The sequence below is a fragment of the Actinomadura darangshiensis genome (assembly GCF_004349235.1).
GTDB lineage: Bacteria > Actinomycetota > Actinomycetes > Streptosporangiales > Streptosporangiaceae > Spirillospora > Spirillospora darangshiensis.
Genome location: NZ_SMKY01000284.1, coordinates 1 through 11,602 on the forward strand (window position 1 = coordinate 1; position 11,602 = coordinate 11,602).

Annotated in this window: 14 protein-coding genes; all 14 read right to left on the reverse strand. The window is 72.2% G+C overall.

The window, feature by feature from the left end; translation table 11 throughout:
* Positions 1–120: 120 nt before the first annotated feature.
* The gene (locus tag E1293_RS37820) at positions 121–867 is read right to left on the reverse strand and encodes a FadR/GntR family transcriptional regulator (protein WP_132203428.1); all 747 of its coding nucleotides are present in this window, start codon (positions 865–867) and stop codon (positions 121–123) included.
* A gap of 109 nt (positions 868–976) precedes the next feature.
* Positions 977–1,963 carry an ABC transporter substrate-binding protein gene (locus tag E1293_RS37825; RefSeq protein WP_132203430.1) on the reverse strand — a complete coding sequence of 329 codons (987 nt, stop codon included), beginning with the start codon at positions 1,961–1,963 and terminating at the stop codon, positions 977–979.
* Positions 1,964–2,026: 63 nt separating this feature from the next.
* Positions 2,027–2,881 (reverse strand): ABC transporter permease, encoded by an 855-nt coding sequence (locus E1293_RS37830; RefSeq protein ID WP_207939327.1) that lies wholly within the window; start codon positions 2,879–2,881, stop codon positions 2,027–2,029.
* Between the two features lie 13 nt (positions 2,882–2,894).
* Positions 2,895–3,704, reverse strand: coding sequence for an ABC transporter ATP-binding protein (locus E1293_RS37835; RefSeq protein ID WP_132203432.1), 810 nt, complete (start codon positions 3,702–3,704; stop codon positions 2,895–2,897).
* A gap of 106 nt (positions 3,705–3,810) precedes the next feature.
* The gene (locus tag E1293_RS37840; protein ID WP_132203434.1) at positions 3,811–4,206 is read right to left on the reverse strand and encodes a succinate dehydrogenase/fumarate reductase transmembrane subunit; all 396 of its coding nucleotides are present in this window, start codon (positions 4,204–4,206) and stop codon (positions 3,811–3,813) included.
* Between the two features lie 6 nt (positions 4,207–4,212).
* Positions 4,213–4,716: a succinate dehydrogenase, cytochrome b556 subunit gene (gene sdhC, locus E1293_RS37845; protein ID WP_207939328.1), complete on the reverse strand. Its 504-nt coding sequence runs from the start codon at positions 4,714–4,716 to the stop codon at positions 4,213–4,215.
* Entirely contained in the window at positions 4,713–6,437 is a 1,725-nt protein-coding gene (locus E1293_RS37850; RefSeq protein ID WP_132203436.1) for an FAD-dependent oxidoreductase, read from the reverse strand. Before E1293_RS37850 ends, sdhC begins: the two co-directional genes overlap by 4 nt.
* On the reverse strand, positions 6,427–7,116 hold the full coding sequence (locus tag E1293_RS37855; RefSeq protein WP_132203438.1) for a succinate dehydrogenase/fumarate reductase iron-sulfur subunit: 690 nt from the start codon (positions 7,114–7,116) through the stop codon (positions 6,427–6,429). Before E1293_RS37855 ends, E1293_RS37850 begins: the two co-directional genes overlap by 11 nt.
* Positions 7,113–8,165 carry an Ldh family oxidoreductase gene (locus E1293_RS37860; protein WP_132203440.1) on the reverse strand — a complete coding sequence of 351 codons (1,053 nt, stop codon included), beginning with the start codon at positions 8,163–8,165 and terminating at the stop codon, positions 7,113–7,115. The genes E1293_RS37855 and E1293_RS37860 overlap by 4 nt, the downstream gene beginning before the upstream one ends.
* Entirely contained in the window at positions 8,162–9,127 is a 966-nt protein-coding gene (locus E1293_RS37865; RefSeq protein ID WP_132203442.1) for an NAD(P)-dependent oxidoreductase, read from the reverse strand. Before E1293_RS37865 ends, E1293_RS37860 begins: the two co-directional genes overlap by 4 nt.
* Before the next feature lies 1 nt (position 9,128).
* Complete coding sequence (locus tag E1293_RS37870) at positions 9,129–10,292, reverse strand: UxaA family hydrolase (protein WP_132203443.1); 1,164 nt, start codon at positions 10,290–10,292, stop codon at positions 9,129–9,131.
* Entirely contained in the window at positions 10,271–10,570 is a 300-nt protein-coding gene (locus E1293_RS37875; protein ID WP_132203444.1) for a UxaA family hydrolase, read from the reverse strand. Before E1293_RS37875 ends, E1293_RS37870 begins: the two co-directional genes overlap by 22 nt.
* Positions 10,571–10,641: 71 nt before the next feature.
* Complete coding sequence (locus E1293_RS37880) at positions 10,642–11,091, reverse strand: DUF3592 domain-containing protein (protein WP_132203445.1); 450 nt, start codon at positions 11,089–11,091, stop codon at positions 10,642–10,644.
* The coding region (locus E1293_RS48000; protein WP_207939329.1) for a hypothetical protein at positions 11,088–11,602 on the reverse strand (515 nt) is incomplete at its 5' end. The genes E1293_RS48000 and E1293_RS37880, both read right to left, overlap by 4 nt.

Genomic DNA, 11,602 nt, shown 5'->3' on the forward strand with positions numbered 1-11,602 from the left:
CGTGTCCGGTGAGCGCACACGAGCACCTCCCGGCCAGATCGACAGATCCGGTTGAGGACCCTTGGTCAGTCAGTCGGTGGGTCAGACCCCGCCGGGAGGTGCTCACCTACATCCTCACTGTCAGTCGGCGACGGTCCGCCGCTTCTCTTCGAGCCGGGACAGGGCCGCGGAACGCGCGGACTCCAGGTGGTCGCGCATGGCCCGAACCGCCTCGGCCGGGTCGTTGGCGACGATCGCGTCGAGGATCTCGTGGTGGCAGACACGCGACACCTGGATGCGCCCGGGGAGCGACAGCGTCGTCTGCATGCTCGCGTGCATCATGTCCTGCAGCACCCCGACCGTCTTCAGCAGGAAGCGGTTGCGGGCGATCTCCACGATCTTGAGGTGGAACGCGGAGTCGAGCAGCTGGAGGGTCGGGAAGTCGGGGCTGTCCGGGGAGGCGGCCTCGTCCAGCCGGGCGAGCGCCTCGCGCAGCGGCGCCACATCGTCGGCCGAGGCGTTGGCGGCGGCCCAGCCGACGGCCGCTACCTCCAGCACCTCGCGCATGTCGAACAGCTCCTGCAGGCCGACCTGCTCCCCGGCGATGGCGGCGCGCAGGTCCTGTGCCGCTTGGGGCGTCTCGACGAAGATGCCGCGGCCGTGCCGCACGCTCACCTGCCCCCTGGCGGCGAGGACGCGGACCGCCTCGCGGACGACCGGCCGGCTCACCCCCAGCAGGACGGCGAGTTCGCGCTCCGGCGGGAGGCGGTCGCCCGGCTTGAGCCGATCGGCGACGATCAGCTCGCTGATCTGGGTCACCACGCGTTCGGGGAGGTGACCGCTCGGTTTGACCGGGCGCCAGCCGACGTCGGGAACTCCGCTATCCACCCGCGCCCCCTTTATTCCGCATTAACGAGATCACTTTCGCGCTCGATATTACCGGCATCCGCAGATCTCCCGTCCCCCCGGCGGCCGCCCGGTCCGCGCCGATCGGGGCTCAGGTCCCTCCCTTGGTGAATTGGTTGGCGAAGAAGTAGTCCGAGCCGCTGGCCGGGATTTTCTCGATCAGGCCGATCTTCTTCATGAACCGGGCGAAGGCCATGTATCCCGTCGGCTTGGTGGCGTAGCTGATGTCCCCGGCGGTGATCTGCTGTTCCAGCTCCGCCGCGGGCACCTTCCCGCCGGACTCCGCGGAAAGGATCGCGGCGGCCTGGCGGGGGTCGTCCTTCAGCAGCTTCGCCGACGACGCGACGGCGTCCTGCAGTCCCTTGACGAACTCGGGGTTGTACTTGCGGAAGTCCGACAGCACGTAGACGCCGTTGAAGGTGTGCTCGCCGAAGACGTCGTAGCTGCGGACGATCGCCCGGGCGCCGCTCTTCTGCTCCTTCATCTGGTACGGCGGGGAGGTGAGATGGCCGGCGAGCTGCCCGGACAGCAGTGCCTGCAGCCCGTCGGGGTGCCCCATGGAGACGATCTGGGTGTCCAGCGCCTCGGCGTCGCCGAGCTGCTTCTCGGCCGCCTTGCGCAGCACCACCGCCTGGATCGAGTCGGGGCCGGGCATGGCGATCTTCCCCTTGCCGCGCAGGTCCGCCAGCGAGCCGTACTTCTTGGACATCAGCTGCAGGTTCGCGTTGTCCAGCCCGATGACGATCTTCCAGGGCAGGCCGTTGCTGGCGCCGACGATGAACGGGCCGATGCCGCCGGAGCCGACCTGGATGTCCCGGGAGACCATGCCGTCCCGGATGGCCTGGCCGGAGTTGAGCATCCGCCAGCTGATCTTCTTCTTGGGGAACTGCTTCTCCAGCACCTTCTGCTGCTTGGCCACGAGCAGCGGCGCGTAGCCGATCCCCGGCTGGTAGGCGATGGTGATCTCGTCGGTGGGGCCGCTGGCGCCGGCCGCGCACGCGCCCGCCGAGACCGCCAGCATCCCCGCCGACAGCGTCGCGAGCAGCGCACGCCGCCTGGGCCGAGTCAGGAAGCCCATCTGTTTCCCTTCGGGTGAGGCCGGCCGCGGGCACGCGCGCCCGCGGCCGGGGTGGGAGGGCCGTCAGCCGGTCTTGGTGCCCCACCGGACGACGGTGCGGCGCTCGATCCAGGTGAAGACCAGCTCCAGCGCGATGCCGATGACGGCGATCGTGACCAGGCCGGCGAACACCTCTGAGGTGCGCATGAACGTCCGCGCGTCGTTGATGAAGAACCCGAGCCCGCCCTTGCCGCCCGCGACGCCGAAGACCAGTTCGGCGGCGATGATCGTGCGCCAGCCGAACGCCCAGCCGGTCTTCAGCCCGGCGATGATGTTCGGCAGCGCGGCCGGGATCAGCACGTCCTTGACGATCCGCACGCCGGACAGGCCGATGTTGCGGCCGACCGCCATGATCGTCGGGTTGACGGTGCGGAACCCGTTGCTGACGTTGATCGCGATCGGCCAGATCACCGAGTTGGCGATGACGAACATCAGCGAGGTGCTGTTCATCCCGAACCAGAGGATGGCGAGCGGCAGCACCGCGATGGACGGCAGCGGGTTGAGCATCGAGGTCAGCAGCACGAGGATGTCCTCGCCCAGCCGCGTCCACGACGCCAGCGTGGTCAGCACGGCGGCGATCAGCATGCCGGCCGCCATGCCGCCGAAGAGGATCTGCAGGGTCGTCGCGGTGGACCGCAGCAGGTCGCCGTCCGCGATCCCCTCGGCCATCGTCTTCGCCACGTCCACCGGACCGGAGACCAGCAGCTGGTTGACGCCCGAGAAGGACACGTACGCCTGCCAGGCGACCAGGATCACCGCGAGGATGATCAGGCGCCGGGGCACCACGGGCAGGTCGCCCCAGGTTCTGCGGCGGCCCCGCGGACGGCCCGGGCCGACCGGTTCGGCAGCGCCGACCGTCTTGGTCATGGCTTCGCTCATCGGACCGCTCTCCCTACTCGAACGCCATGTCGTCCGGCTCTTCGCCGTCCTCGGTCAGCAGCGACCGCAGCCGGCGCAGCGCGGCCACGAACTCCGGCGAGGTCGGGTCGTCGAGTCCGGAGACGTCGACCACCTCCCGGACCGTGGAGGGCGGCGGGGTCAGCACGACCACGCGGTGGCCGACGAACACCGCCTCCTGGATGCTGTGCGTCACGAAGAGGATCGTGACGTCGTTGCGTGCGGCGACGTCCTTCAGCTCGCGCTGGAGCCGGGACCTGGTCTGCGCGTCGAGGGCGCCGAACGGCTCGTCCATGAGCAGCATCAGCGGCCGCAGCGCCATCGCGCGGGCGATCGCCACCCGCTGCTTCATCCCGCCCGAGAGTTGGTGCGGGTAGCGGCCGGCCGCGTGGACGAGCCCCATCAGCTCCAGGTACTCGCCGGCGAGGCGCTTGGCCTCCTGCCTGCTGCTGCCGTTCACCCGCAGCGGGTAGGTGAGGTTTCCCTCGACCGTGTGCCACGGGAAGAGCTGGTCGAACTCCTGGAACACGACCGCGCGGTCGGGGCCCGGCGCGAGGTCGGTCCGGCCGGAGATCCGCACGGTGCCGCCGGACGGCTCGATGAACCCGGCGATCGTCTTGAGCAGGGTGGACTTGCCGCATCCGGACGGCCCGAGCAGCATGATGTTCTCGCCCGGATAGATGTCGAAGCTCACGTCCTGGACGGCCGTCTGGAACCGGCCGTCCGTCTGGTAGCCGACGCGGGCGCTCTCCACGGTGAGCAATGGCTCACCGGCGGGGCGCTCCGCCGTCGTGTCCGCTTTCATTGCGTTACCTCACTCCTTGGGGTGGGGGAGGAAGAGGTCGTACCTCAGCGTTCCCGGGCGTATTTCCTATCTTTTTGGTAGGTGTACTACACTTTAACGTCGCGGCTCAACCGGCCGCGAAGAGCAGGGTGACGGCCCCGATGACCAGCAGCACCAGCAGCAGGCCGCGCAGCGCCGCCAGCATCCGGCGCTGGCCCGCCGGATCGGTCCAGTAGTCGCGGACGACGGCCACCGAGGCCGTGCCCACGTGCGCGAGGGCCGTGACCAGCAGCAGCCCGTCCCACACCACCCAGAGCGCCGAGCTCCAGCGCCGGGCGATGAACGTGGCGTCCGTCTGCGCCACATCGTTCACCAGGTGCGTCACGGCGAAGTGCCCGAGCGCCAGCACGGCGAGCAGCACGCCGGTGCCCCGGATGATCAAGAAGCTCCGGCCGCCGATCCGGCCCGGGCGGGTGCGCGTACGCGTATCGGTACGCGTCGTCGTCGGTTCCACGGTGTCCACGTCCTCCTAGCCCCCCAGCGCCGGCCACATGATCACGACGGCGCCGCCCAGCGTGAGCACCGCCGTGAGCCCGGCGACCGCGTCCAGCAGCCGGGCCGCCCCCACCGGCCCGACGTCCCACACGTCGATCGCCACCAGCCGCAGCCCGTTCAGCGCGTGGAAGGCCAGCGCCGCCAGCAGCCCGCACTCGAACACCCGCATCGGGACGGTCGAGTACAGCTCGTGGACGTCGTCGTACATCCCCGGCGACCACGCGTACGCGCTCACGTCGAGGATGTGCAGTGCCAGGAACGCGAAGACGGCGAACCCGCTGACGCGGTGCGCATAGAACGCCCACCGGTTGCCCTCGCCGCGGTCGTAGGACCGGCGCGCGAGGCGGCTGCGCAGTACCGCGCCCACGTGCGTCCCGCCGTCGGTGCGGCGCGCGCCCACGGCCACCATGCCGGTGAACGCGATGATGACGGCGGTGACGACCGTGAACCCCGCCAGGAAGACCAGTTGCGCGATCACGACGCGGCCTCCTGCGGACGGAGCCGGCCGTACTCCACCGGCCGGGTCGTGAGCCGCGGGACGTCCTCCCCGGCCGGGGTCGCGACGATGTAGTGCAGGTCGCCGTCGTCGCCCGAATCCGGGAAGTCCGAGCGGGCGTGCGCTCCGCGCGTCTCGTCCCTGGCGAGGGCGGACTCGACGATGACCCGGGCGACGGTCAGCTGGTTGACCAGGTCGAGGGACTCCTGCCAGGCCGGGTTGAACGCCACCGGGCCGGGCACCGAGAGCCGGGCGGCGCGGTCGGCGAGCTCGGCGAGGCGCTCGCGGGCGTCCTCCAGCCGGTCCCGCCGCCGGACGACCCCGCAGCTCTGCCACATGAGGTCCTTGAGCTCGGCGGTGAGCGGGTAGGGCAGCTCGCCGCCCGCGGAGCGCAGCGGCGCGGTGGCCCGGGAGAACGACTCCCCCACCGCGTTCGGGTCGGCGTCGCCGTGCACGCGCTCGCGGGCCAGCCGGGCGGCGGTGTCACCGGCGCGCGCGCCGAACACCGTCGACTCGGCGACGCCGTTGCCGCCGAGCCGGTTCGCGCCGTGGACGCCGCCCGCGTCCTCGCCCGCGACCAGCAGGCCGGGCACGTCGGTGCGGCAGTCCGTGTCGATGAGCACGCCGCCCATGTGGAAGTGCGCGGTGGGCGACACCTCGACGGGCCGGCGCGCGAGGTCGCCGCCGAACAGCCGGGTGCGCTCCACCATGCCCTTGAAGGTGCGCTCGACCCACTCCGCGCCCAGGTGGGAGATGTCGATGAACACCCCGCCCGCCTCGGTGCCGCGGCCCTCGACGATCTCGGTGTAGCTCGCCCGGGAGACGACGTCGCGGGTCGACCGCTCCATCCGCTCCGGGTCGTAGCGCTCCATGTACCGCTCGCCCCGCGCGTTGTACAGGTGCGCCCCGGCGCCGCGCAGGCCCTCCTCCAGCACGGCGCCCGTCATCCGGGAGCGGCCGGTGAGCAGGCCCGTCGGGTGGAACTGCAGCATCTCCATGTCGCGGACCGGCAGGCCGGCGCGCAGGCACATCGCCACTCCGTCGCCGGTCTTCTCCCGTGCCGGCGCGGCGATCCGGTACATGGTGGCGGCGCCGCCGGTCGCGACGACCACCACCCGGGCGCGCACCAGCAGGAACCGGCCGGTCTGCACCTCCAGGCAGGTCAGCCCGGCGAGCCGTCCGGCGGCGTCGAACACCAGGTCGAGCGCCCGGACGTCCTCCAGCTCGCGCGCCGCGATGCGCAGCATCTGGTCCCGCAGCCGGCTCATGATCTCGATACCGGTGAGGTCGCCGCGGTGCACCGTGCGGTCGAACGACTGGCCGGCGAACGCCTTCTGCTTGATCCGCCCGTCCGGGCGGCGGTCGAAGAAGCAGCCGACCCTGGTCTCCAGCTCGCGGATCACGCCGGGGGCGTCGTTGACGAGGGTCCAGGCGAGGTCCTGGTCGTTGAGGTACTTGCCGCCCGCGAGGGTGTCGCGGAAGTGCGCGTCCACCGAGTCGCCCGGGTCGAGCACCGCGTTGAACCCGCCCTGGACCATGCGGGTGCAGCCGGAGCGGCCGACCGCGCCCTTGCTGATGACGGTGATGTCGAGCCCGGGGTCGGCCTCGTGGCAGTGCAGGGCGCACATCAGGCCCGCCCCGCCGCTGCCCACGATGGCGACGTCGGTGACGATCTCCTCGTAGTCCGGCGTGTCAGCCGTCATCGCGACCTCCCTTGCGGAGCCGCCGGATCGACCGGGCCGGGTCGAGTCCCTTCGGGCAGGAGCCCGTGCAGCCGTAGATGTAGTGGCACCGGTCGACGCCGTCCGCGCCGGCGACCAGTTCCCTGCGCTCCCGCGTCGCCGTGTCGCGCGAGTCCTGGATGAGGACGAGGGCGCGGTTGAGCGCGGCCGGGCCGAGGAACGTGCGGGGCTGTCCCGCGATGCCGCAGCTGGAGAAGCACGCCCCGCACTGGATGCAGTCGAGTGCCGGGTCGATGGCCTCGCGTTCCGCTGAGTCCGGGGGGATCACGGCCGGCTCGCCGCCGACGGCGTCGTCGGCCGGCACGACGTACGGGGTGATCCGCGCCCACTGCTCCCAGAACGGGGTGGTGTCGGTGATGAGGTCCCGGACGACGGGGAAGCCCGCGGCCGGGTCGAGCCGGAGGCGCGTGGCGTCCTCGGGCAGGACGGTCTGGCAGGCCAGCGCGGACCGGCCGTCCACGCGGATCGTGCACGTCCCGCACATGGCGACGCGGCAGGAGAACCGGAACCCCAGCGAGGGCTCGTGTTCGCGCTGGATGGCCAGCAGGACGTCGAGCACGGTCATCGGATGGAACGTCTCGACCCGGAATTCGGCGGGGGCGCCCGGGTCGCTGCGGGCCACGCGGACGAGCAGGGTCATGCCGGTCCTCTCTGTCGGCCGCCTTCGCCGGCCGGGCCATGGCGGGCGGCGCGGGTCCGCAGTTCGTCGAGTACGGCCGCGTCGACCTCGATCTCGTCGTCGTCGGCCAGTTCGCCGGGCGCGGCGCGTCCCGTGCCGGGGACCCGGCCGCCCGCGGCGGTGATCTCGTCCGCCAGCCCGGCGAGGCGGTCACGGGCGGCGGCGCCGCCGTCGGCGGGGTCGCCGAGCGCGGGGTCGAGCGCGAGGACGAGGTGCGCGATCCGCTGCGGGCTCCCCTGGTCGCCGGCGGCGAACGGGTCGGCCACGTCGCGGGACAGCTGGGGTCCGACCAGGCCGCCGGTCAGCGCCTCGACCATGAAGGCGAGCGCGTACCCCTTGGCGCCGCCGAGTGGGGCGAGCATCCCGGCGAGCGCCTCGCGTGGGTCGGTAGTGGGCCGGCCCGCGCTGTCGAGGGCCCATCCCTCGGGCAGGGTCTCCCCCGCCTTCGCCTTGGCCCCGACCTTGCCCCGCGCGACCGTGCTGAGCGCCAGGTCGACCACCGCCGGACGAGGCGTCAGCGGTATCCCGGCCGCGATGGGCGACGTCGACAGCAGCGCCTTGTCGCCTCCCCACGGCGGCAGCGCCGCGGGCCCGTTGGAGAAGATGAGGCCGACCCGCCCGGCGCGGGCGATCTCCAGCGCGTAGACGCCGAGGGCTCCGCAGTGGCCGCTGTCGCTCACGGCGACCGCCGCCACCCCGTACCGCCCGGACCGTTCCACCGCCGTCTCCGCGGCGGCGGCGACCTGCCAGTGCCCGAGCCCGCCGCCGCCTTCGAGGAACACCAGGGGGCCGGTGTCGGTGCGGGTCTTCAGCTCGGCGCCGGGCGGATGCCCGCCCGCCGCCATCCGGTCGAGGTAGTAGGGCAGCCGGAACAGGCCGTGGGAGCCGATGCCCCACGCGTCCGCGAGGGTGATCGCCCGTGCGGTGGTCTCCGCGCGCTCGTCCGCGAGCCCGGCGTCGGTCAGCAGGTCGCGTGCGAGCCGGCGCGCGTGCCCCAGCGGGACCTTCATCTGCGGCCTCCTTGTACGGGTGTGACGGCGTGGGCCGGGGTGCGGTCGTCCAGCACTGCCTCGATGTCGTCGCACAGGATCTGCGCGATCCGGGCCTGCGACTGGACGGTGATGCCCGCGACGTGGGGGGTGAGGACGACGTTGGGCATCCCGTCCAAGGGGCCCGCCGCCGGGGGTTCGCTGGCGCGGACGTCCAGGCCGGCCCCTGCCAGATGCCCGCTCTCCAGCGCCGATGCCAGAGCCTGCTCGTCCACGACCTCGCCGCGTCCGACGCTGACCAGGATGGCGCCGGGCTTGCAACGGGCGAGAAGCTCCGCGTCGACGAGACGGGTGGTGGACGCGGTCGCCGGGAGATGGACGCTAAGCACGTCCGACTCGGCGACGGTGCGCTCTAGTGAGAGCAGTTCGATGCCCATCTCGCGGATGCCGGGATGGTCGTCCGATATGTAGGGGTCGTAGGCGACGACGCGCATGCCGAGGCCGCGCGCCAGACGTGCGGTCGCCCGGGCCGTGGCGCCGGCCGACAGCAGGCCCCACGTGCCTCCCGCCAGCTCGCGCCCCGGGACCCGGCGCCAGGTGCCCGCCCGGACCTCGCGGTCGAGTTCCAGCACGTGCCGGGAGACGCTGAGCGCCAGCCCGAGCGTGTGCTCGGCGACGCTCGCGGCGTTGGCGCCCAGCGCCGCGACCACGGTGACGCCGAGTTCGGCCGCGGCGTCCAGGTCGATGTTGTCCAGCCCGACCCCGGCCCGCGCGACCACGCGCAGGCCGGGTGCCGAGCCGAGCAGCTCGCGCGTCACCTGGGTGCGGTTGCGCACCACGAGAGCACCGGCCTCGCCCGCGACGGCGCGCAGCCGGTCGGGCGCGGACCAGACGCCGGGGTCGCGGAGCACGCTGCGGCGGCCGGCCAGCGCCTCGAACGGCGCGCCCCACACGTCCTCGACGACCGCGACGTCCACTCCCATGTCAGGCGCTCTGGTAGAGGCGGGTCAGCACGAACTCGCGGTGCCCGAGGGACTCCGCGCAGGTGAGGCGGCCGTTGACCGTCCGGTCGATGACGTCCATCAGGCCGTCGCCCGCCTGCGGGAGGGTGATCTCCCGGCGCAGCAGGCCGGAGCAGTCGTAGTCCATGTGCTCGCCCATGTTCGCCGCCGTGGACGGGTTCGCCGTCAGCTTGATCACCGGCTCGATGGGGTTGCCGATGACGTTGCCCTGGCCGGTGGGGAACAGGTGGATCGCCGCGCCGCCGGCCGCCATGAGCGTGATGCACTCGGCGGCGGCCGAGGAGGAGTCCATGAAGTACAGCCCCGGTCCCGACTCGGGCTCCTCCGCGGGGCCGAGCGCGCCGACGACGGGCTTCGACCCGGTCTTGGCGACGTTGCCCATCGCCTTCTCCTCGATCGTGGACAGGCCGCCCGCGATGTTGCCCTGGGTGGGCTGGGAGCCGAGGAGGTTGGCGCCGGTCCGCTCGATCATCGCCAGGTAGTCGTCGTAGATGCCCTGGAACCGGCCGCGGACCTCGTCGTTCACGCAGCGGTCGGCGATCAGGTGCTCGCCGCCGGTCAGCTCGCTGGTCTCGCCGAACAGCACGGTGCCGCCGGCGTCCACCCACCGGTCGACGGCCTCGGCCGTCGTCGGGCAGGAGCCGAGCCCGCTGGTGGTGTCGGACTCCCCGCACTTGATCGACATCATGATCTCGCCGCGCTCGACCCGCTCGCGGGCGCGCTCGCTGTCGGCCTGCAGGAACCGCTGGGCGATCCGGGAGGCCCGCTCGATGGTGCGCAGGTCGCCGACGCCCTCGATGGCGAGGCCCTCGACCGGCTTGCCGGTCTTGGCGATGCCCTCGACGATCCGGTTCGTCCAGTTGGGCTCGATGCCGATGACGACGACGCTGCCCACGTTGGGGTTGCGGCCGGTGCCGATGAGCGTGCGGAAGAACAGTTCGAGGTCCTCGCCGAACTGGAGCCGCCCGTAGGCGTGCGGGAGGGCGAGGGTGCCGGGCACGACCTGCGCGACCGCCTCGGCCGCCGCGTTCGACAGGTCGTCGACGGGGAGGATGACCGTGTGGTTCCGGATGCCGACCGTGCCGTTCTCCCGGCGGTACCCGGTCAGGCCGTGCTGTTCTGCCACCGCGCGCTCCTCACATTGTGAACGTGGACGTACTCGCCCTTCCTGATGTCCGCGGACGCGACCGCAGTGCGGGCCCCGTACTCCCGCACGTCCTCGCCCTTCTTGATGTCGACGAGGGCGACCTTGTGCCCGAGCGGGATGTCCTGGAGCACCTCCAGGTCGACGGCGTCCGGGCCGCGCAGGTAACCGCACTGCGCCGGCCCCGCCGCGACGTCGCCGACGGCGACCGCGACCGAATCCCCCTCGTAGTGAGCGAGGAAACCGGGTGGCTGATTCACTCTTGCCTCCGAAAGGTAAGACCTCTTACCCCCGGCACGTTAGGCATGTCCCCATGCCCGGGTCAAGAGGATCAGCGGAGCATGTTCACGTCGCCGATGAGCCCGATGACGGCGAACAGCGTCCCGGCGGCGGCGAAGATCAGGCCGTGGAAGGTGCCGCTGCCGCCGGTGCCCGCGTGCCGGGCGCTGGTCGGGTCGGCGGGGTCGTAGAGCACTTCCAGGGACGCGCCCACGCGCGCGGGCGCCGGGTTGGCCGCGAAGGGGCTCGCGGTCTCGACGATCCGGCCGTCCAGCGTGGTGAAGCGCAGGATCGGACGGTAGACCACCGACCGGCTGGTGGAGGAGTAGGAGGACTGGTTCGACGAGCGCTCGCTGCGAAGCGCCGTCACCGTCCCGGGCACCCGGACGGCGTTGCGCAGGAACCGCCGGTGCCCCAGCACCGTGCGGACGCCCACCACGACGAAGACCCCGCCGAACAATGTGAAGAGCGGGAACAGCAAAGAGTGCACCGCGTCGTTCATCCGATCCTCCGCTCCGTGCCGGCCCTCGACTCGATGACGGCGGCACGACCATAGGCGCTCACGGCCGCGGCCAGCGACCCCGGATCGATCCGGCCCGGCCCGAAGGACCGGCCGAAATGCGTCGCGCCGGGGTCGCGCGGGTCGTAGACGATGGAGTCCAGCCCTTCCGGCAAGGGGGCGCCGTGGTGCAGCCGCAGCGCGACCTCGACGGCGGGAGAGGGTTCGGTCTGGACGGCGGGCAGCGCGAGCACCACCTCGCGGACCGACTGCCAGGGCACGCTCACTCCACCCAGCTGCAACCCGTCGGGCCCGGCCCTCAGCGACGGGTTCGGCCGGATCACCCTGAAGATGCCGTAGCCGGCGACGCCGAGGCCCACCAGCCCGAAGAACATCGAGGCGTGCACGACCCTCGTCGCGAACAGGTACCAGGCCGCACCGCACGCCACCGCGACCGGCAGCTCCAGGATCCAGCGCGAGGAACGCTCGCGGACGATGTAGGGATGGGGGACTC

Excerpts from the sequence above, each read along its gene's own strand:
- E1293_RS37860 (WP_132203440.1), bottom strand. The coding sequence starts at position 8,165 with ATGAAGGTCCCGCTGGGGCACGCGCGCCGGCTCGCACGCGACCTGCTG.
- E1293_RS37880 (WP_132203445.1), bottom strand. The coding sequence starts at position 11,091 with ATGAACGACGCGGTGCACTCTTTGCTGTTCCCGCTCTTCACATTGTTC.
- E1293_RS37835 (WP_132203432.1), bottom strand. The coding sequence starts at position 3,704 with ATGAAAGCGGACACGACGGCGGAGCGCCCCGCCGGTGAGCCATTGCTC.
- E1293_RS37865 (WP_132203442.1), bottom strand. The coding sequence starts at position 9,127 with ATGGGAGTGGACGTCGCGGTCGTCGAGGACGTGTGGGGCGCGCCGTTC.
- E1293_RS37850 (WP_132203436.1), bottom strand. The coding sequence starts at position 6,437 with ATGACGGCTGACACGCCGGACTACGAGGAGATCGTCACCGACGTCGCC.
- E1293_RS37825 (WP_132203430.1), bottom strand. The coding sequence starts at position 1,963 with ATGGGCTTCCTGACTCGGCCCAGGCGGCGTGCGCTGCTCGCGACGCTG.
- E1293_RS37855 (WP_132203438.1), bottom strand. The coding sequence starts at position 7,116 with ATGACCCTGCTCGTCCGCGTGGCCCGCAGCGACCCGGGCGCCCCCGCC.
- E1293_RS37830 (WP_207939327.1), bottom strand. The coding sequence starts at position 2,881 with ATGAGCGAAGCCATGACCAAGACGGTCGGCGCTGCCGAACCGGTCGGC.